Annotated in this window: 17 protein-coding genes and 1 riboswitch; of the genes, 7 read left to right on the top strand and 10 right to left on the bottom strand. The window is 72.7% G+C overall.

The features are described 5' to 3' along the window. Window positions 1-2,343 carry an FHA domain-containing protein gene (locus ACICHK_RS35955; RefSeq protein ID WP_406840202.1) on the bottom strand — a complete coding sequence of 781 codons (2,343 nt, stop codon included), beginning with the start codon at window positions 2,341-2,343 and terminating at the stop codon, window positions 1-3. A 68-nt stretch (window positions 2,344-2,411) separates the two neighbouring features. Continuing rightward, complete coding sequence (locus ACICHK_RS35950) at window positions 2,412-2,822, bottom strand: hypothetical protein (protein ID WP_406840201.1); 411 nt, start codon at window positions 2,820-2,822, stop codon at window positions 2,412-2,414. A 356-nt stretch (window positions 2,823-3,178) separates the two neighbouring features. On the opposite strand from ACICHK_RS35950, the gene ACICHK_RS35945 reads away from it, so the two are divergent. Further along, the gene (locus ACICHK_RS35945) at window positions 3,179-3,556 is read left to right on the top strand and encodes a nuclear transport factor 2 family protein (RefSeq protein WP_151473900.1); all 378 of its coding nucleotides are present in this window, start codon (window positions 3,179-3,181) and stop codon (window positions 3,554-3,556) included. Between the two features lie 90 nt (window positions 3,557-3,646). On the opposite strand, the gene mgrA is transcribed toward ACICHK_RS35945, so the two are convergent. Then, window positions 3,647-4,639, bottom strand: coding sequence for an L-glyceraldehyde 3-phosphate reductase (gene mgrA / locus ACICHK_RS35940; protein ID WP_406840200.1), 993 nt, complete (start codon window positions 4,637-4,639; stop codon window positions 3,647-3,649). 149 nt (window positions 4,640-4,788) lie between these two features. Between mgrA and ACICHK_RS35935 the strand changes: the two genes are divergently transcribed. Together ACICHK_RS35935 and ACICHK_RS35930 are read left to right on the top strand one after the other, a co-directional pair. Beyond that, window positions 4,789-5,682, top strand: a complete 894-nt coding sequence (locus ACICHK_RS35935) for a LysR family transcriptional regulator (RefSeq protein WP_406840199.1) — start codon at window positions 4,789-4,791, stop codon at window positions 5,680-5,682. 60 nt (window positions 5,683-5,742) lie between these two features. Then, entirely contained in the window at window positions 5,743-6,252 is a 510-nt protein-coding gene (locus ACICHK_RS35930) for a DinB family protein (RefSeq protein WP_406840198.1), read from the top strand. Between the two features lie 63 nt (window positions 6,253-6,315). On the opposite strand, the gene ACICHK_RS35925 is transcribed toward ACICHK_RS35930, so the two are convergent. Together ACICHK_RS35925 and ACICHK_RS35920 are read right to left on the bottom strand one after the other, a co-directional pair. Continuing rightward, window positions 6,316-7,380, bottom strand: coding sequence for an adenosine deaminase (locus ACICHK_RS35925; RefSeq protein ID WP_406840197.1), 1,065 nt, complete (start codon window positions 7,378-7,380; stop codon window positions 6,316-6,318). Window positions 7,381-7,459: 79 nt separating this feature from the next. Continuing rightward, entirely contained in the window at window positions 7,460-7,852 is a 393-nt protein-coding gene (locus ACICHK_RS35920; protein WP_406840195.1) for a VOC family protein, read from the bottom strand. A gap of 445 nt (window positions 7,853-8,297) precedes the next feature. Between ACICHK_RS35920 and ACICHK_RS35915 the strand changes: the two genes are divergently transcribed. After that, window positions 8,298-9,011, top strand: coding sequence for a phosphatase PAP2 family protein (locus ACICHK_RS35915; protein ID WP_406840194.1), 714 nt, complete (start codon window positions 8,298-8,300; stop codon window positions 9,009-9,011). Between the two features lie 45 nt (window positions 9,012-9,056). On the opposite strand, the gene ACICHK_RS35910 is transcribed toward ACICHK_RS35915, so the two are convergent. From ACICHK_RS35910 to ACICHK_RS35895, 4 genes are all read right to left on the bottom strand, one after another. Further along, window positions 9,057-9,827, bottom strand: a complete 771-nt coding sequence (locus ACICHK_RS35910) for an MBL fold metallo-hydrolase (protein ID WP_406840193.1) — start codon at window positions 9,825-9,827, stop codon at window positions 9,057-9,059. A gap of 189 nt (window positions 9,828-10,016) precedes the next feature. Further along, window positions 10,017-10,634, bottom strand: coding sequence for a hypothetical protein (locus tag ACICHK_RS35905; protein ID WP_406840192.1), 618 nt, complete (start codon window positions 10,632-10,634; stop codon window positions 10,017-10,019). Between the two features lie 140 nt (window positions 10,635-10,774). Next, entirely contained in the window at window positions 10,775-12,142 is a 1,368-nt protein-coding gene (locus tag ACICHK_RS35900) for a phospholipase (protein ID WP_406840191.1), read from the bottom strand. Window positions 12,143-12,292: 150 nt separating this feature from the next. Continuing rightward, on the bottom strand, window positions 12,293-13,126 hold the full coding sequence (locus ACICHK_RS35895; RefSeq protein ID WP_406840190.1) for an alpha/beta fold hydrolase: 834 nt from the start codon (window positions 13,124-13,126) through the stop codon (window positions 12,293-12,295). 193 nt (window positions 13,127-13,319) lie between these two features. Further along, a riboswitch (TPP riboswitch) is annotated at window positions 13,320-13,413 on the top strand. Here ACICHK_RS35895 and ACICHK_RS35890 point away from each other — a divergent pair. The 3 genes from ACICHK_RS35890 to gndA all read left to right on the top strand — a co-directional run bounded on the left by ACICHK_RS35890 (window position 13,405) and on the right by gndA (window position 17,310). Beyond that, window positions 13,405-14,805 carry a purine-cytosine permease family protein gene (locus ACICHK_RS35890; RefSeq protein WP_406840189.1) on the top strand — a complete coding sequence of 467 codons (1,401 nt, stop codon included), beginning with the start codon at window positions 13,405-13,407 and terminating at the stop codon, window positions 14,803-14,805. Its footprint overlaps the riboswitch before it by 9 nt. 67 nt (window positions 14,806-14,872) lie before the next feature. Then, complete coding sequence (thiD, locus tag ACICHK_RS35885) at window positions 14,873-15,670, top strand: bifunctional hydroxymethylpyrimidine kinase/phosphomethylpyrimidine kinase (protein ID WP_406840188.1); 798 nt, start codon at window positions 14,873-14,875, stop codon at window positions 15,668-15,670. Window positions 15,671-15,867: 197 nt separating this feature from the next. After that, window positions 15,868-17,310, top strand: a complete 1,443-nt coding sequence (gene gndA, locus ACICHK_RS35880) for an NADP-dependent phosphogluconate dehydrogenase (RefSeq protein WP_406840187.1) — start codon at window positions 15,868-15,870, stop codon at window positions 17,308-17,310. Window positions 17,311-17,397: 87 nt separating this feature from the next. Here the strand turns inward: gndA and ACICHK_RS35875 are convergent, their stop codons facing one another. Further along, window positions 17,398-18,939, bottom strand: a complete 1,542-nt coding sequence (locus ACICHK_RS35875) for a hypothetical protein (RefSeq protein WP_406840186.1) — start codon at window positions 18,937-18,939, stop codon at window positions 17,398-17,400. Window positions 18,940-18,942: the final 3 nt, after the last annotated feature.

The raw sequence follows: 18,942 nt of genomic DNA, 5'->3' as shown, positions 1-18,942 counted from the left end.
CTACTTCCGCATGACCGCGGGCTCGTGCCGCCGCAGCAGCCGGGCGACCAGCCAGCCGAAGACGACGGAGAGCACGACGAGCATGCCCATGTTGATCAGCCACGCTCCGGTGGAGTGCCGGAACATCGGATCGCCGGTCAGGTCGCCGGGAACGATCCTGGCGAGGCCGATGGTCCCGGCCATCGCGCCGAGGGCCCAGCGGGAGGGCACGAGCCAGGACAGCTGCTCCAGGCCGGGCACTCCGTGCAGCTTCAGCAGGGCGCCGCAGAACACCACCTGGACGATGGCCAGCAGCACCAGCAGCGGCATCGTCACCTCCTCCTTGCGCACCACGGCGGACACGAGGAGGCCGAGCATCATCGCGGTGAAGGCGAGCAGCGCCACGGCCAGCGTGATCTCCAGCAGCGGCGGCATCAGCACGCCCTCGCCGCCGGGGGCGTTGAGGTCGACGCCGAACAGGGCGACGAGGGTGAGCACGACGGCCTGGAGCACGGTGATGGTGCCGAGGACGACGACCTTGGACATCAGGTACGCCGATCTGGACAGGCCGACCGCCCGTTCCCGCTGGTAGATCGTCCGTTCCTTGACGAGTTCGCGCACGGCGTTGGCCGCGCCGGTCAGCACGCCGCCGACGCACAGGATGAGCAGCGCGTTCATCGCCGTGTCCCGGGTCAGCTTCCCGCCCGCCAGCGCCCGGGCCATCGCGCCCATCACGAACGGCAGGGCGATCATGATGGCGAGGAAGGTCCGGTCGGCCCCCAGCGCGGCCGCGTAGCGGCGGACCAGGGTGCGCAGCTGGGAGCCCCAGCTCTGGGCCTTCGGGGGCGGCCCGACGAGCGCTCCGGTCTCCGCGTCGGGCACCCTCGGCTGCGAGGTCGACTTGTCGATGTACTGCCGGTGGAACGGCGAGTCCTGGTACTCCCCCGCCCAGTCCCGGTCCCTGTCGCGCTCGAAGGCCTCGAAGGCCTCGGGCCACTGCCGGTAGCCGAAGAAGGGCAGGGTGTCGTCGGGCGGCCCGTAGTAGGCGACCTTGCCGCCGGGCGCGAGGACCAGGAGCCGGTCGCAGACGTCCAGGCTGAGCACGCTGTGGGTGACCACGATGACGGTGCGGCCGTCGTCGGCGAGGCCGCGCAGCATGTGCATCACCGAGCGGTCCATGCCCGGGTCCAGCCCCGAGGTCGGCTCGTCGAGGAAGAGCAGGGAGGGCTTGGTGAGCAGCTCCAGGGCCACGCTGACGCGCTTGCGCTGTCCGCCCGACAGACTGTGGATGGGCTGGTCGGCGCGCTGCTCCAGGCCCAGTTCGCCGATCACCTCGTCCACCCGCGCCCGGCGCTCCGCCTTGGCGGTGTCCTGCGGGAAGCGCAGTTCGGCGGCGTAGGTGAGCGCCCGGCGGACGGTCAGCTGGGCGTGCAGGATGTCGTCCTGCGGGACGAGGCCGATGCGCTGGCGCAGCTCGGCGTAGTCGCGGTAGAGGTCACGGCCGTCGTAGAGGACCGTGCCGTGGTCGGCGGGCCGCTGTCCGGTGAGCGCGTTCAGGAGCGTGGACTTGCCGGCGCCGCTGGGACCGACGACGGCGAGCAGACATTTCTCGCCGACGGGAAAGGACACCCCGTCCAGCAGCGTCTTGCGCCCCCGGTCCACCTCGACGACGAGGTCCTGCACGTCGAGGGAGACCTCGCCGCTGTCGACGTACTCCTGCAGCTGGTCGCCGACGAGACAGAACGCGGAGTGCCCGATGCCGACGATGTCACCCGGTGTGACCAGGGCGCGCTCGACGGGCTGGCCGTTGAGGAACGTGCCGTTGTGGCTGCCGAGGTCGACGATCTCGTACGTCCCGTCGGGCCGGGCCAGCAGTTCGGCGTGGTTCCGGGAGACGATCAGGTCGTCGACGACGAGGTCGTTGTCGGGGCCGCGGCCGATGCGGACGGTGCGGGAGGGCAGCGGCCGTACGGTGGTCGGCTGCCGGAAGGTGCTGGTGGCGGCCGGCATGGAAACGGCCGAGGGGCGCTCCCCGGCGGGTGGCGGGCGGCTGACGAGGACGGCGCGCGGGCCGTCGGCGGGGCTGCCGAAGCGGATCACGCTGCCGGGTCCGACGCCCCATTCGTGGACGCGCCGGCCGTCGGCGTACGTGCCGTTCGTGCTGTTCTCGTCCTCGAGCGTCCAGTGATCGGCGTGGGGCCGCAGCACCGCGTGGTGCCACGAGACCCGGACGTCGTCGATCACGACGTCGCACAGCGGATCGCGCCCAACGTGGTAGTCGTGGTTCGGACTCATCACCGTCGAGCCCGTCTCGGTTTCGAGGACGAGTTCGGGTGCGGTCGCCGCGACCGGCCTCTCTGCCATGCCAGAATTCTAACGATTCGCCCACATACGCGCCTGAGCAACGTCGGGCGGCCGGGGCGCGCGAGCGGTCAGGCGGCGGAGATCCCGAGGACCGCGGCGGTGCGGTGCATGCGCAGCGCGTCCACCGATTCCGCGAGCAGCTCGTACTCGGTGGTGTCATCGCTGGTGGAGACGCGGACGAGCTTGCCCGCGGCCAACTCCTCGGCCACCAGCTCCTGTTGCTCGGTGTCACCGCACCAGGCGCGCAGCATCGCCGGGACGTCGGGGACGCTGTCGCCCACCGGCGCGATCGAGTTGGGCGGGAAGGCGGGGTCCTCGGGCTGCGGATCGAGCCGTTCGGCCATCCAGGCCGCGCGGTCCCGCATCCACCACAGGGCCAGCGCGAGGGTCGGCGCGCGATAGGTGCCCAGGGGTACGCCGACTCGCTGACCGCCGCACATGCCGTACGCGGTGACATGGCACAGGAATTCGTCGTGCACGATCTTCCCCCATTGGCGTCGCTCGTCGCCGGTCCGGCCTCTCTTTCCCTGCGGCTCATGGGCACCGCGCCGTGCAATTGCACGGGCTTGGTTGAATTGCCCTACTGATTGAGTATCGTCACTACTGACACACTGTCACCATGTGAATCCAGCCAGTCTCTTGGCATATTCACCGCCGCGATTGGCCGAAAGGGCACCGGCAGCGAACCCGGCTCCGGGGCCGCGGCATGACCCGCGGGGTAATCGACGCTCCGCGCGGCGCCCGCCAGGGTGGTCGTACCGCGTCCGGGGCACGGCACCGGCCCGGGACACGGACCTTGACCATGGATACGTTCCTCGATGGAGGCTGGTTCACCATGTCCGCGAACACCGACCGGTACGAGACCGCCGTCACCCGTTACTTCGAGGCCTGGAACGCGGGCGGCCGGGACACCCTGGCGAAGGCGGTGGCCGCCGCCTGGAGCACGGACGGCACGTACACCGACCCGCTCGCCGACGTCCGCGGGCACGAGGGGATCGCGGCCGTGATCACGTCCGTGCACGAGCAGTTCCCCGGCTTCGTCTTCCGTCCGCTGGGCCCGGTCGACGGCCACCACGACACCGCCCGCTTCGGCTGGGAACTGGTCGACGAGTCGGACGGCTCGGCGCCCGTCGCGGGATCCGACGTGATCGTCCTGGACGACGAGGGCCGGATCCGGAGCGTGCACGGATTCCTGGACCGCGTCCCGGCCTGAGACACCGGGTCCCCCGGCGCGCACGGGCGACGCGCCGGGGGTCCGGCACGGGTCCGGGCGCGCCGGGGGTCCGGCACGGGCACGGGGGTCCTATCCCTTGACCACCGCGTCGATCCGGGCAAGTTCGTCCTCGGCGAAGTCCAGGTTGCCGATGGCCGCGACACTGTCCTCCAGCTGCCGCGGGCTGCTGGCGCCCACCAGGGCGGAGGTGACCCGGCCGCCGCGCAGCACCCAGGCCAGCGCCAGCTGGGCCAGTGACTGGCCGCGGGACTTGGCGATGTCGTCGAGGGTCCGCAGCCGGCCCACGAGGTCCTCGGTGACCGTGTCCGCGCTCAGGAACGGGCTGTCGCTCGCGGCCCGCGAGTCCTCCGGGATGCCGTTCAGGTAGCGGCCGGTGAGCAGGCCCTGTTCCAGCGGGGAGTACGCGATGGAGCCCACCTGGAGCTCGTCGAGCGCGTCCAGCAGGCCCTCGTCCTCGGGACGGCGGTCGAGCATGGAGTAGCGCGGCTGGTGGATGAGCAGCGGGGTGCCCAGGTCGGCCAGGATCCGGGCGGCCTCGCGGGTCTGCTCCGCCGAGTAGTTCGAGACGCCGACGTACAGCGCCTTGCCCTGCTGGACCGCCGAGTGCAGGGCGCCCATCGTCTCCTCCAGGGGAGTCTCCGGGTCGGGGCGGTGCGAGTAGAAGACGTCGACGTGGTCCAGGCCCATCCGGCCCAGGCTCTGGTCGAGCGAGGACAGCAGGTACTTGCGCGAGCCCCATTCGCCGTACGGTCCCGGCCACATCAGATAGCCGGCCTTGGTCGAGACGATCAGCTCGTCGCGGTGGTGCGCGAAGTCCGCCCTCAGGGCGTCGCCGAGGGCTGACTCGGCGGCGCCGGGCGGCGGACCGTAGTTGTTCGCCAGGTCGAAGTGGGTGACGCCGAGGTCGAAGGCCCGGCGCAGGATCGCGCGCTGGACGTCCACGGGCCGGTCGGGGCCGAAGTTGTGCCACAGGCCGAGCGACAGCGCGGGGAGCTTCAGGCCGCTGCGTCCGGTGCGCCGGTAGGGCATGTCCGCGTAACGGTCGGGGTGCGGGGTGTACAACGCGTACTCCTGAGGGGCCGGGGAACAGGCTGCCTCCACTCTCGCGCGCCCCGCGGGCAGCGGTCCAACGGGAGGATCGGATGGCATTGAGCGGTCCCGCTTCTCAATCGGTCCGGACGTCCGTCCTGCGGCGCCTACCCTTGCTCCTCATGGAACTGCGTCATCTCCAGCACTTCGTCGCCGTCGCCGAGGACCGGCACTTCACCCGGGCGGCGGAACGGCTGATGGTGTCGCAGTCGGGCCTCTCGTCCTCGATCCGCGCGCTGGAGCGGGAGCTCCAGGCCCCGCTCTTCGTCCGCACGACCCGCCGGGTCACCCTCACGGAGGCGGGTCGCGCCCTGCTCGTCGAGGCGGAGCGGATACTCGCCCAGGTGCGTTCGGCGCACGACGCCGTGGCCGCCGTGCAGGGGGTGCTGCGCGGCACTCTTTCCCTCGGCACCGAACAGTGCATCGCCGGCGTGCACTGCGCCACGCTCCTCGCCGCGTTCCGGCGGCGGCATCCGGACGTGGAGATCCGGCTGCGCCAGGCGGGCTCCGAGGCGCTGGCGGAGGAGGTCGCCGCGGGCCGTCTCGACCTGGCCTTCGCCGTGCGGACCCGTGCCGACTCCGAGCACCTGCGGTCGGTCCCGCTGGCCAGCGAGCCGATGACCGTGCTCTGCCACCCGGAGCACGCCCTCGCGGCGGCCGCCGTGGCCACGCCCGAGGAGCTGGGCGACGAGGCCTTCGTCGACTTCCACCCCGACTGGGGGCCGCGGCGCACCACCGACGCGGCGTTCGCGGCGGCGGGTGTGCGGCGGACGGTGGCCCTGGAGGTCAACGACGTCCACAGCCTCCTGGAACTCGTCCACGAGGGTCTCGGGATCGCCGTCGTGCCGCGCCACTTCGGCCGCAAGCCGGAGGCCCGCGATCTGACCTCGCTGCCCTTCAAGGGCGTCTCGGAGGGGTCGTACGAGACGGTCGCGATGCTGCCGCCGGCGGAGGCCACGAGTCCGGCCGCGCGTGCCCTGATGACGCTGCTCGACGCCTCCCGGGACGGCACCTGAGCCGCCTGCGGACCCGTGGTTCCGGACGCAGGGACGGACGCGATGCGCGATGGTGGTCCCATGCTTGCGAAGGACATCCTCATCGACGGTTTCGGCCGCGTCCGGGAAGAAGTCCACGCGGCCGTCGGCGGCCTCGCGCCGGAGGTCCTCGACGCCCGCCCCGGCGAGGGGGCCAACTCGGTCTCCTGGCTGGTCTGGCACCTCACCCGGATCCAGGACGACCACGTCGCGGACGCGGCCGGGACGGAGCAGGTGTGGCTCACCGGGGACTGGGCGGAGCGCTTCGCGCTCGACCTGCCCCGGGGCGACACCGGGTACGGGCACACGTCCGCGCAGGTCGCCCGGGTCCGGGTGGAATCGGGCGACCTGCTGCTCGGCTACCACGACGCCGTCCACGAACGGACCCTCGACTACATCGGCGGGCTGGCCGCCCACGACTTCGAGCGGGTCGTGGACGAGCGCTGGGACCCGCCGGTCACCCTGGGCGTGCGCCTGGTCAGCGTCCTGTCCGACGATCTCCAGCACGTCGGACAGGCCGCCTACGTACGCGGGCTGGTCCAGGGTCCGTAGCCGGTCCCGGATGCCGCTGCCGGTCCCGGGTGCCGTGGCCGGTCCCGGACGCCTCGGCCGGACTCAGATGTCGTAGCCGGGGAGCACGACGTCCTCGATGAGGGCCTTGCGCTCGTCGAAGGGGATGAACGCGCTCTTGAGAGCGTTCACCGTGACGGTCCGCAGGTCCTCGACGCCCCAGCCCGCCTCCTCGACGAGCAGCGACATCTCCCGGGTCATCGTCGTCCCCGACACCAGCCGGTTGTCGGTGTTGAGGGTGACGCGGAAGCCCAGGTCGCGCAGGGCGGTGATGGGGTGCTCGGCGATGGAGGTCGCCGCACCGGTCTGGAGGTTGGAGGTCGGGCACATCTCCAGGGCGATGCGGCGGTCGCGCACCCAGCCCGCGAGGCGGCCGAGCTTGCCGTCCACGATGTCCTCGGTGATGCGGACGCCGTGGCCGATGCGCTGGGCGCCGCAGACCTGGAGCGCCTGGTGGATGCTGGGCAGACCGTGGGCCTCGCCGGCGTGGATGGTGAACGGGACGCTCTCGCGGCGCAGGTGCTCGAAGGCGTCCAGGTGGTCGGCGGGCGGGAAGCCGTCCTCGGCGCCCGCGATGTCGAAGCCGACGACTCCGGCGTCCCGGAACGCCACCGCGAGGTCGGCGGTCTCCCGGGTCCGGTCGAACATCCGCATGCCGCACAGCAGGGTGCCGACGCGCACCGGGGTGCCCGCGGCGGCCGCCTTGGCCATACCGGCGGCGAGGCCCTCCTGGACGGCCTCGACGACCTCGGGCAGGGTCAGCCCGCCGTTGACCATGAGCTCGGGCGCGTACCGCACCTCGCCGTAGACGACACCGTCCTCGGCGAGGTCGAGGACGTACTCCTCGGCCGTGCGCAGCAGGCCCTCCCTGGACTGCATCACGGCGAGGGTGTGCTCGAAGGTGGCTATGTAGCGCACCAGGTCGCCGGAGTTGGCGGCCTCGTAGTACCAGGCGGCCAGTTCCCCCGGGTCCGTGGTGGGCAGGGTGTGGCCGACGGTCTCCGCGAGCTCGACCAGGGTGGCCGGGCGGAGACCTCCGTCGAGGTGGTCGTGCAGGACCGCCTTGGGCAGGCGGCGGATGGTGTCGATGTCGATGCGGGGAGCGGTCATGTGCGGTGTTCCTCGGCAGGTCGTTCGGAGCGGGAGGGTGCGGGAGAGCGGGAGAGTGCGCGGGGTGCGGGAGACCGGGTCAGTCCGCGGGCTGGAGCAGGTCCCAGCGGTTGCCGTACAGGTCCTGGAAGACGGCGACCGAGCCGTAGGGCTCGTGGCGCGGCTCCTCCAGGAAGGTCACGCCCGCGGCGCTCATCCGGGCGTGGTCGCGGGCGAAGTCGTCGGTGTACAGGAAGAAGCCGACCCGTCCGCCGGTCTGGTCGCCGATCCGGCCGCGCTGCGCCTCGTCCTTGGCCCGGGCGAGCAGCAGCCCGGTTCCACCGGCCTCCGTGCCCGGCTCGACGACGACCCAGCGGGAGCCGTCGGGCCTCGGGGTGTCCTCGACGAGGCGGAAGCCGAGGGCTTCGGTGTAGTGGCGGACGGCCTCGTCGTAGTCGTCGACGACGAGGGTGACCAGGGCGATGCGTCTCATCGGGCCTCTCCAGGGTTATACGTAACACGCAGGGTACGGCATTCCCTGTCGGACGCCAGGAGGGCTCCCGTCGACGGCGGCCGGGGCCGCGCCCTCGGCCGGGCGGCGGGACGGCTCGCCGCGGGCCTCCCGCCGGGCGGCGGGACGCCGAACCCCTCCCGGGCGGCGCGGCACCGAGGCCTGCGGGGCGGGCGGGGCGCCGGTCCTCGCCGGGCGGCGGGGCGTCGCACCTTGCAGGCTGGCGGGAGGCCGGACCTCCCGCGGTGATCCGGGAACGACCCCGGCCGTCGATCGTCTACAATTGTGTAGACGAATCCGGCGAGGGAGACGGGCCCGGACGAGGTGTCCCGCCGCGTGCGCGCCCGCCGTGGAAAGGGGCCACATCCATGTCCGCCGCTCCGGGCGTCACGCCCGCGCGCGAGGCCGTCGCCGCCCCGGCGCGGCCATGAGGCGCGCGAACACCGGCGCCGTCGCCGCGGCGGTCGCGGCGGGGAGCCTGGTCGCCTTCGTGCTGCTGGCGCTGGTGGTGACCGGTCATGGAGGGGCTCCCCTGTCCGTCGACTCGGCGCTCGCCTCCTGGTCGTCGGCGCACCGCCCGGACGAGGCGCTCGCCCTGGCGCGCGGCGTGACGTACACCGGCACGGGGGCCGTCCCGTACGCGCTGGTCGTCGTGGCCGGCCTCCTCCTCGGACGGACGGCACGGCAGCGGGTGCGCGCCGTCACCGTCTGCGTGTGCGTCCTGGCCGTCGCGCAGACCGTCCGGTTCGCCGTGATGTCGCTGATCGCCCGCCCCCGGCCCCCCGTGGAGGACTGGGCCACCCGGGCCTCGGGCTGGTCGTTCCCGTCCGGTCACACCACCACCTCCGCCGTCGCCGCCGGAGTGCTGGTCCTCGCGGTGCTCGCCCGCGCCCCGCAGTCCAGGAGGGCCCTCGTCCTGCTCATCGGCGGCTGGGCCGTGCTCGTCGGCCTGTCCCGCGTCTACCTGGGCGTCCACTGGTTCTCCGATGTCGTGGGCGGCTGGCTGTTCGCCGTCTGCTGGCTGAGCCTGCTCCTGTACGTCCTCGCGCGGTTCTTCCCCCGGGTCCACTCCTCGACGACAGCGCCCCGTCCCGGCCCGAGCCCCACGGCGGAGGAGCGCCACGACTCGCCTCGCGAATGATGGGACCGCAGGGCGGAGCGGCATGCCGCGCCGCGGAGCCTCCGTCTAGCCGATCGAGAAGGTGGCGCCGGGAGCGGCGTGGTCGACGGGGCCGTCGAACCGGGTCGCGGCGCGCGTCACCGCTTGCCGCGGGGTGAGGAAGCGGCCGACGTGCGTGACGACCAGCCGGCCCGCCCCGGCCGCGGCGGCCGTGTCACCGGCGTCCTCGGGCGTGTGGTGCACCTGTTCGCCCTCGGCCGGTGCCTCCGCGCTCTCGGCCTCGCACAACAGGACGTCGCATCCCCCGGCCAGTTCCGTGAGGCTCGGGCACGGCGCCGTGTCCCCGGAGTACACCAGCGAACCGCCCGCCGCCTCGATGCGCACGGCGAAGGCCGGAATGCCGTGCGACACCGCCCTGCTGGTCAGCCGGAGCGAGCCGACGGCCGTCCGGTGCCCGTCGTACAGCTCGGTGACCGCGAAGGCGGATTCGATCGGGCTGCGGACCGGGGTGTTGGTGAGGAAGCCGGCCAGCCGGTCGGCGATTCCGGGCGGACCGTAGAGGGGGATCGGCGCCGCGAGACGGATGTCCGAGTACAGCGCGCCGTAGTACGCGGTGAGCAGGTCCGCGCTGTGATCGGCGTGCAGGTGCGAGATCCAGATCGCGTCGAGTTCGTCCAGCCGCACATGGCGCTGGAGCGGACCGAGCGTCCCGCTCCCGGCGTCCACCCAGACACGGGTGTCCCCGCTCGACACCAGATAGCCGGAGCACGGATTCTCCGCGCTCGGATACGGCGTCGCACAGCCCAGGACCGTGAGGTGGAGAAGCCCGTCGCTCATCCCGGGATCCTAGGCCCTGTCGTCAAATTCCCGCCTGCCCCGCGACGCCCGGCACTCCCCCTAGCTCTTCGAGCAGGGGGTGCCCCCAGAGCACGCTCCCCCGAGCTCTCGGCTTCGCTCGAGCAGGGGGGACCCCCACGACGCCGCAGGGCCGCCCTTCGGGCGACGACGGGAATGTGACGACAGGGCCTAGGACACGTGATCCACACCCGGCGGAAACCCGTGGACGCCGTCGTCCACGTGCGCGCCCTCCGGGATGTCGAGGGGGCAGATTCCCCAGTCCCGGGCGATGGCCATGACGTGCTGCTCGTTCGGCATGCCGGCGTGCCAGTCGTCCCATTCGGCATCGCTCCAGTCCTCCCGGCACTCCTCCAGCCCCCTTTGTCCGACACCGAGCCGGCGCTCGATCCCGGTGGGCTCGCCGAGCCGCATGGGCACGTCGCCGGTGCAGCCGTCGTAGCAGTAGGCCCGGACGACTCGGCCGGCCTCCACTCTCGCCCAGGCGTGGTGCTCGCCGATGCGGTCGGTGCTGAAGTACTGGAGGTCGCCGAAGCGCCCGCCGAGCGTCCCGAGCCAGGACAGGATGGCGGGGCCGTCGCCGTCGCGCCCGTCGTCGAGGTGGATCCGGCCGTGCGCCAGGGTCCAGCCGTCCACGGGGGACGCCACGAAGACGCCCCGCGTGTACGCCGCTTCGGTCCCCGCCTCCCAGTCCATCGCCACCCGTCCGGCCAACCCGAGCGCGTCGGCGACCTCCCCGCTGCCGGCACCCGGCACGGCCAGCCAGGACGTCTTGTATCCGATCCCCATGGCGATCCCCTCCCACGTCTGTGGACGGGGATCCTGCCGTACGGCACCGACACGCGCCCTCGGCGTCCCGGCACGCACGTGAGCCCCGCCCGGTCGCACCCGAGGGGGAACGGCCGGGCGGGGCTCGCGGTCCCGTCCGGTTACGGATACACGTACGTGTTCAGGGTGTTCACCGCGGAGGCGGGGTCGCCCAGGTCGTAGCGGTCGACGGCGAGGTAGTTGGGCTTCTTGCGGGCGGCCGGCTCGCAGAAGCGGCGGGCCCGGTCGGCGAGTTTGGTGTTGTCCGTGCCGACGGTCCCGGCGATGGTGGCGTCGCGGAAGTGGTTCATGACGAAGAGGGGGCGGAAGCCCGGCTCGGTGCGGGTGAGCGGCACGTTCGTGTCCGCGCCGTACCAGCGGCTGTAGCAGGACCAGTCGGAGGAGCCGAGCCCCGAACCCATGGACCAGTAGTTCTCGACCGTCCACTCACGCTGGTACATGACGCCGAAGCTGTCCCGGGTCAGTCCGGCGGACTCGTCGGACGCACGGCTGTGGTCGGTGAAGACGAGCAGGCGCTGTCCGGCGGCGGTCAGGTCGGCGAGCTTCGGCCAGCCGTTCTCGCGCACGCCGGTCCGGTCGGGACGGTAGAGGACGTCGGACAGGCCGTTCACGCGGGCGAGTTCGGAGCGCAGGACACCCGGGTCGACGTAGTCCTCCAGGAAGACGGTGACGAACTGGTCGGGGTGCTGCTTCAGGAAGTCGACCATGCGCTGGAGGTCGACCCAGAGCGCGACCGGCCTGCTGACGAGGGTGCAGCTGTTGTGGCAGAGGATCGCACCGTCGGGCGTCTGGTGCAGGTCGAGCATGAAGCCCCGTACACCGTCCGCGAGTTGCTGGTTGATGCCGCGGTTCTGATTCGGGAAGAAGTTGACGAAGGGCGGGGCGAATCCGCCGTCCACGCCGTTCGCGTAGGCGTTGTGGGCGGTGAGGAACGTGACCTGGTCCAGGGTTCGCTGGTCCTGGGGCGGCATCGGCCGGGTCGCGGGCACGACCGGGGTGAGGTACCAGGAGGCGAGGGCGCCGGGCGAGCCGATCGCCAGCTGGGCCGGGTAGTTGGAGCCCGCGGATTTGTCGGCGACGGTCAAGTACCTGTTCGTTCCGGGGTTTTTGAGCGCGTACTGTTCGGTGCCGCTCGGTGTCACCTCCCACGCGGCGTCCGCGCTCGTACAGGCGACGGTCCGGGCCTGGTCGCCCGAGCGGCCCAGACAACTGCCCGCCGTGTCGGCGCTCTCGAGCACGAACGAGGAGCCGTTCTGGCGCAGGGTCCACTGCTGGTGGTCCTCGTTGCCCTTGGGGTTGTGCTGGACGATCGCGCCCGCGCTGTCGGCGGCGTTCAGTCCGGTGACGGCGCTCTGGACGTAATAGGCCCCGGTGGCGGGGACTTCGGCGGCTTCGGCGGGTGCGGGGACGGCAAGAGCGGATCCCAGTACGGCGGTGGCGGCGAACAGGGAGCGTCGGCTCGGTCTCATGGCACGTGTTCCCTTCCTGTGGGAAGCATGAGCATGCCATGCGAAGGCGGGTGGCCGGAGGCATCGCGGCAGGGATCACGTCAACCGCGGGAATCGGGGGATTCCGTCCGACTCGCTTCGGTGGAAGCGCCGTTCACCCGCCGGGCGGGGTCAGACGGCGCCGTACCGCGTCCCGGGGTGCTCGATCCGCGTGACGAACGCGGTGAGGTCGGCGACCACACGTTCGGGCTGTTCCCAGTGGACGCAGTGACCGGTCCCCGGATAGGCGAGGAAGTCGGCGCCGTGGACGGCGTCCAGGATGGTCCGCTGGTCCTCACGGGGCAGGAACTCGTCCTGTTCGCCCCAGACGACGAGGGTGGGCACCAGGATGCCCGCGAGGGTCGCGCGCAGATCGGTGTCGAGGAGACCGCGGACGGTGTCCTTCCAGACGTACGCGGGGAGTTTGAGGTTCTCCTCGATCATGGTCTCGACGAAGCCCCGGGCGATCGGGCGGGCCACCGTGCCGGCCAGGAAGTCCTCGACGAACGCGCGGGGCACGGGATCGGACAGGGTTTCCACGGCCTTCACCACCCTGGTGACAGCCGGTTTGTCCGCGAGGGTGCCGGGGACGCCGAGCAGCACCAGACCCGCGATGCGGTCGGGGTGGCTGCCGGCGACGATGCGCGCCGGTACGCCGCCGCTGGACGCCCCGACCAGGACGGCCCGGGAGATGCCGACCACGTCCAAGAAGGCCACCAGGTCCGCGGCGAAGTCGTCGGGGGTGTAGCCCTCCGGGGGCCGGCCGGCGTCGCCGTGCCCGCGCTGAGTGGGCGCGTAACCGTGCAGGGACGCCGGAAGGCGCCTCAGGAGGGGTTCGAAGGACCACCAGGAGTCGGCCAGACCGTGCACGAAGACGACCGGTGTGCCACCGGGGTAGCCGGCGTCGGCGTACGGGAGGGCGAGTCCTTCCCGCACCTGCGCGGACTTCAGGGAGATCACGGTCACGGCACCCTGCCTCCTTCCGCCCGGCCGCCGGGGTCCGGGAACCCGGGGGCAAAGAGCGAGCGGCGATCACTTCCGACAGTACCGAGGGGCGGCACCCGCCGCGCTGTGAAACGGTCCGGCCGGGGGCCGGGCACGGGTTCCGGCGGCGGGACCCGCTCCCGGCCGGTCCCCGGGAGCGGTTAGGGTGTGCGTCGTACCGGACACGGGGTGCCCGTCCGAGGGCTGAGATCACACCCGTCGAACCTGAACCAGTTCGTACTGGCGGAGGGATGTCTTCCATGCCATTGGCGCATGTTCCCGGCGGGCTGCCCGCCGACAGCCGGCCCGCCGTCTTCGACGGACGGATGCCCGCCGCACCCGGCGACCTGCGGGTGGAGGGGCACGGCATCGAGCCGGTCCCCGAGACCAACCGGTACGGCGGGGCCGGGCGCCTGTTCACCGTGTGGTTCGCCCCGAACCTGACGATGACGGGCGTGTTCACCGGCACCATCGGCATCGCGCTGGGCCTGGACTTCACCACCGCTCTCGCGGCGGTGGTCCTCGGAACCGTGCTCGGCGCACTGCCCACCGCCTATCTCAGCACCTGGGGCGGCCTCACCGGCACCGGTCAACTCCCGCTCGCGCGGCTCGCGTTCGGCCGCTCGGTGGTGCTGCCCGGGATGCTCCAGTGGCTGTCCTCGGTCGCCTGGGACGCGTTGATCGGCCTGTTCGGCGGGGACGCGCTGGCGCGGCTGTGCGGCTGGCCGTTCTGGCTCGGCGTGCTGGTGATGATGGCGGCCCAGGGGGCCCTGGGCGTGCTCGGCTACGAAGCGATCCACCGTCTGCAGATCGTCATGACGTTCGTGCTCGCCGTGGCCTTCGCGGTGATCGCCTGGCGGATGCTCGACGGGGTCCACCCCGCGACGACCGGGTCCGCGACCGGCGCCGACCGCGCGGGGGCGTTCGTGCTCACCAGCACCATCGCGCTGAGCCTGTCGCTGTCCTGGGCGCCGTACGCCGGTGACTTCAGCCGCTACCTGCCGCGCACGACGTCCCGCCCCCGGATGTTCTGGTGCACCCTGCTCGGGCTCGTCGCGTCCTTCGTCGCGGTGCAGGTCCTCGGGCTGTGGGGCGCGTCGGTGCTGACCGACCAGACGGCGGCGGGCGTGGACACGCTGCTGGGCGGCGGCGCCGCGGGCGCGTTCGGGCTGCTGGCCGTGGCGCTCGCCGCGGTGTGCAGCAACGCGATGAACGACTACAGCGGTTCGCTGGCCCTGCAGACCCTGGGGGTCCGGATACCGCGCCCGGTGGCGGCCGCCCTGGCCGCCGCGCTCGGCTTCCCGCTGGTGCTGTGGATGCACGCCGCCGACACCACGGCGCGCTTCCAGAACGTGCTGCTGTTCGTGGGCTGTTGGATCCCCGGGTTCGTCGCGATCGTCGTCGTCGACTGGATCGCCTGGGGGCGGGAGCGCGCGGGCGCCCCGGTCGACGTCTCCGCCGAGACGGCACGTCCGCGCTCCGGACGGCCGTCGCTGGTGGCCTTCGTCGCGGCGTTCGGCGCGGCCGTGCCGTTCATGGACACGAGCCTGTACGTCGGTCCGGTGGCCGACGCGCTGCACGGCGCCGATCTCTCCTACTACGTGGCGTTCCTCGTCGCCCTCGCCCTCTACGCCCCGCTGCGGCTGCGCCGCCGCGCCTGAGGGCCGCCGCCCGTCGATCCGCCGGTCGCGGGCCCCGGCCCGAAGCCGTACCCGAGAGGAACCCCTCATGACCGTACCGCCCCGTGTCCTGACGATCGCCGGATCCGATTCCGGCGGAGGCGCAGGGATCCAGGCCGACCTGAAGACCATGCTCGCGCTGGGCGCCCACGGGATGAGCGTGCTCACCGCCGTGACCGCGCAGAACTCCGTGGGCGTGCAGGGGGCCTGGGAGCTGTCCGAGGAGGCGGTGCGGGCCCAGTACCGCAGTGTGGTCGACGACATCGGCGTCCAGGCCGTGAAGACGGGGATGCTCTCCTCGCCCGGACTGGTCGCCACCGTCGCCGAGTTGCTGTCCGACGTGGGCGCCCCGGTCGTCGTGGACCCGGTGAGCGTCTCCAAGCACGGGGGCCGGCTGCTGGCCGACGACGCGCTGGACGCCGTACGGACCCTGCTGCTGCCGCGGGCGACCGTGGCCACCCCGAACCTCGACGAGGTCGCCCAGCTCACCGGGGTGAAGGTGGACGGCGAGACGGGCATGCGCCGGGCCGCCGGGCTGCTGCTCGCGTTCGGTCCCCGCTGGGTGCTGGTGAAGGGCGGCCATCTGCCCGGCGAGGCCGTCGACCTGCTCACCGACGGAACCGCCGAGCACTGGCTGCGCGCGCCGCGCCACGACAACCGGCACACGCACGGCACGGGGTGCACGCTCGCCTCGGCCGTCGCGGTGGGCCTGGCCGAGGGCCTCGAGGTGCCGGAGGCCGTACGACGGGCCAAGGCGTACGTGACGGCCGCGATCGAGGCCGGTTTCGCGCTCGGCGCCGGCATCGGACCGGTGGACCACGGGTGGCGGCTGCGCCGGGAGGGCTGACCCCTCGCGGCCGTCGCCCGCGGCTCCCGGCGGCCCCCTCCGCCCGGCGCCGGACACCCGTTCCGCGGTCCCGCACAGCTCCTGCCCCGGACGCTGAACGCCCCGGCCCCTCCCGTGCGTACTGATCGGAACAGCGACAGTCGTCTGCTCGCCCGTCAGGTACGCGGACAGGCAGAACCGGATCCAAGGAGCACACCATGAAGGCGACCGCGCAGATCGGCGTCACAGGGCTCGCGGTGATGGGCCGCAATCTGGCCCGCAACTTCGCCAGGAACGGCTACACCGTCGCCGTCCACAACCGTACGCCCGCGCGCACCAAGGCACTGGTCGAGGAGTTCGGGCACGAGGGCTCCTTCGTCGCGGCCGAGTCGGCCGAGGACTTCGTGGCGGCGCTGGAGCGCCCCCGCCGCCTCATGATCATGGTGCAGGCGGGTGCCGCCACCGACGCCGTCATCGAGGAGTTCGCGCCACTGCTCGAAGACGGCGACATGATCATCGACGGGGGCAACGCCCACTTCTCCGACACCCGTCGTCGCGAACAGTCGCTGCGCGAACGCGGCATCCACTTCGTCGGCGCGGGTGTGTCCGGCGGCGAGGAGGGCGCCCTCAACGGGCCGAGCATCATGCCCGGCGGCTCCCCGGAGTCGTACGCCTCGCTCGGCCCGATGTTCGAGTCGATCAGCGCCAAGGTCGACGGCGAGCCCTGTGCCACGCACGTCGGCACGGACGGTGCCGGCCACTTCGTCAAGATGGTGCACAACGGCATCGAGTACGCCGACATGCAGCTGATCGGCGAGGCCTACGACCTGCTCCGCCGTGTCGGCGGCTACACCCCGCCGCAGATCGCGGAGATCTTCCGGCGCTGGAACAAGGGCCGTCTCGACTCGTACCTGATCGAGATCACCGCCGAGGTCCTCGCGCACACGGACGCCGCGACCGGGGAGCCGTTCGTCGACGTCGTGGTGGACGCCGCGGGGCAGAAGGGCACCGGCCGCTGGACCGTGCAGACCGCGCTGGACCTCGGCTCCCCGGTCACCGCCATCGCGCAGGCGACCTTCGCCCGGGCCGCCTCCAGCCAGGACGGGCTGCGCGCCGCCTACCGCGGCCTGCCCGGCGGCACCCACTGGGACCTGTCGGGGACCGAGGCCGAGCGCTTCACCAGCCAGGTCGAACACGCCCTGTACGCCTCGAAGCTGATCGCCTACGACCAGGGCTGGAAGATGATCCTGGACGCCGCCGCCGAGTACGGCTGGGACATCGACCTCGGCGAGGTGGCGAAGATCTGGCGCGGCGGCTGCATCATCCGCGCGGCGTTCCTCGACCGCATCCGGGCCGCGTACGCCGTCGACCCGGGCCTGGTCAGCCTGCTGTCCGACGCGGGGTTCGCCACCGAGATCAAGGACGCCCAGGTGCCGTGGCGCGAGGTCGTCTCCATCGCCACCCGCAGAGGCGTCCCGGTGCCCGCGTTCTCCGCGGCCCTGTCCTACTACGACACCCTGCGCGCCGACCGCCTGCCGGCCGCCCTCACCCAGGGCCAGCGCGACTTCTTCGGCGCCCACACCTACCGGCGCACCGACCGCCAGGGCAGCTTCCACACGCTGTGGGGCGAGGCGTCCCGCGACGAGACCGAGATGCTGTGACCCCACTCGGGTGACACACGGACGAGGAGCGGGCCGCACACCCCGGCGGGGGACGTGCGGCCCGCTCCCGCGTGTCCGCCCGATGCCTCAACCGCCTTTCACGGCAAGCCTGTCGACACTGCTCACGAGCTCCCGCATCACGGCGGGCGGCAGCGACGGGTTGGCGGCGGCCGCTTCCGCCACCTGCGCGTCCTCGTCGGAGAGCAGTTCCACGATCACCCGCGGCGGGAGTGCCGGGTGACCGGCGGCCCGGGGCCTGGCCTCGCGGTCCGCGAGGTAGGAAAGCAGGGCTTCGGCCGACGCGTTCGGGTGCCCGGCGATCGCCCGGAACGCCTTCTGCGGGGGTGGTGCCTGCCGGGTCAGGTACTCCAGCAGCGCCGGACTCGCGTCGGGGTTGGTCGCGACCTTGGCGAGGACCCTGACTCCGTGCCGGTCGGTCATGGCGCGCAACAGGCTCTCGGAGAGCCCCGGATGAGGGGCGACGGACTTGACCACCTTCGCGTCGGGGTCACCTGCCAGCGCGTCGCGCATCTCGGGCGGCAGATCACGGCGTTGGGCCACGAGCATGCGCGCCGCCGGGTCCGGCGACCGGGCCAGGTCCTCGATCTCGGCGGCCGTCGCGGCGGCGACGCGCGGGAGCAGAGTGGCGGCGGCCTTGGCGGTCCGGGCCAGTTCGGTGAGCACGTCGAGCGGGACACGGGGATGGCGGGCGAGGGCCCGGCGCACCTGGGGGTCCCGGTCCCGCGCCAGTACGCGGATGACGTCCTCGCCGGTCGCGGGGTTCTCGGCGAGGTCGGCGCGGACGCCGGGAACGGGGTCCGCGGCGAGCCGTGCGCACACCTCCGGCGGCAGGTCGGGGCGGGTGGCGAGCGGCCGGCGCAGCTGGATCGAGGGGTGGTCCGCGAAGGGGACGACCGCGTCGGTGGGCGTGCCGGGGTTGCCGAGTGCCGCGATCCGTATCTCGTGGACGGTGGATTCGTGGGAGCCGTCGCAGGAGTCGCCCGGACCCAGGTGGCAGTCCGGCAGGGAGCACTCGGGATCATGGGCGAAGGGGGTCGCCTCGCGGTCGCAGACCAGGCAGTGCCGCGCGGGCGGCAGTCCCTCGCCGGTGATGAGCGCGGCCAGTACGTCCGGTGGGGTCGCCTCGTTGAACGCCACCGCGCGGCGGACCTCGGCGTGCGGGTGCCCCGCGAGCCTCGCGGCCGTTTCCGATGCGGTCCGCAGCGCGAGTTCCGCGACGACGCACGGATCCGGGTCCGCGGCGAGCCGGTCCACCACGTCGGCCGGGAGGCCGGGGCAGGCGGCCAGCTTCTCCCGGCGCTCCACCGCGGGATCCGCCGCGAGGAGCCGGGCCCACTCCGGGCTGCCGGACCCCTCGTCGAGCAGGGCGAGGGCGGTGTCCGGCTGTGCCACGGGATCGACGTCGGCGGCCGTCAGCTTCCCCGCGTAGGCGAGCCGCACGCCGCACTCCGGGTCGTGCGAGAAGAGGGCGACCGCCTGTCCGTGGCCGAGGTCCTCCCGGTCGGCGAGGTCGTGAGCGAGGTCGGCGTCCGCGACGGCGATCAGCCGGTCGACCAGTTCGGAGGGCAGGGCCGGGTTGGCGGCGAGGCCGCTCAGGACGTGGTTCACAGG

It is taken from the genome of Streptomyces sp. AHU1, from assembly GCF_045343905.1.
In the GTDB taxonomy this organism is placed as follows: domain Bacteria; phylum Actinomycetota; class Actinomycetes; order Streptomycetales; family Streptomycetaceae; genus Streptomyces; species Streptomyces triticiradicis.
This window is presented reverse-complemented; position numbering and strand designations above follow the sequence as displayed.

Excerpts from the sequence above, each read along its gene's own strand:
- ACICHK_RS35955 (WP_406840202.1), bottom strand. The coding sequence starts at position 2,343 with ATGGCAGAGAGGCCGGTCGCGGCGACCGCACCCGAACTCGTCCTCGAA.
- ACICHK_RS35945 (WP_151473900.1), top strand. The coding sequence starts at position 3,179 with ATGTCCGCGAACACCGACCGGTACGAGACCGCCGTCACCCGTTACTTC.
- ACICHK_RS35935 (WP_406840199.1), top strand. The coding sequence starts at position 4,789 with ATGGAACTGCGTCATCTCCAGCACTTCGTCGCCGTCGCCGAGGACCGG.
- ACICHK_RS35930 (WP_406840198.1), top strand. The coding sequence starts at position 5,743 with ATGCTTGCGAAGGACATCCTCATCGACGGTTTCGGCCGCGTCCGGGAA.
- ACICHK_RS35925 (WP_406840197.1), bottom strand. The coding sequence starts at position 7,380 with ATGACCGCTCCCCGCATCGACATCGACACCATCCGCCGCCTGCCCAAG.
- ACICHK_RS35920 (WP_406840195.1), bottom strand. The coding sequence starts at position 7,852 with ATGAGACGCATCGCCCTGGTCACCCTCGTCGTCGACGACTACGACGAG.
- ACICHK_RS35915 (WP_406840194.1), top strand. The coding sequence starts at position 8,298 with ATGAGGCGCGCGAACACCGGCGCCGTCGCCGCGGCGGTCGCGGCGGGG.
- ACICHK_RS35910 (WP_406840193.1), bottom strand. The coding sequence starts at position 9,827 with ATGAGCGACGGGCTTCTCCACCTCACGGTCCTGGGCTGTGCGACGCCG.
- ACICHK_RS35905 (WP_406840192.1), bottom strand. The coding sequence starts at position 10,634 with ATGGGGATCGGATACAAGACGTCCTGGCTGGCCGTGCCGGGTGCCGGC.
- ACICHK_RS35900 (WP_406840191.1), bottom strand. The coding sequence starts at position 12,142 with ATGAGACCGAGCCGACGCTCCCTGTTCGCCGCCACCGCCGTACTGGGA.
- ACICHK_RS35890 (WP_406840189.1), top strand. The coding sequence starts at position 13,405 with ATGCCATTGGCGCATGTTCCCGGCGGGCTGCCCGCCGACAGCCGGCCC.
- thiD (WP_406840188.1), top strand. The coding sequence starts at position 14,873 with ATGACCGTACCGCCCCGTGTCCTGACGATCGCCGGATCCGATTCCGGC.
- gndA (WP_406840187.1), top strand. The coding sequence starts at position 15,868 with ATGAAGGCGACCGCGCAGATCGGCGTCACAGGGCTCGCGGTGATGGGC.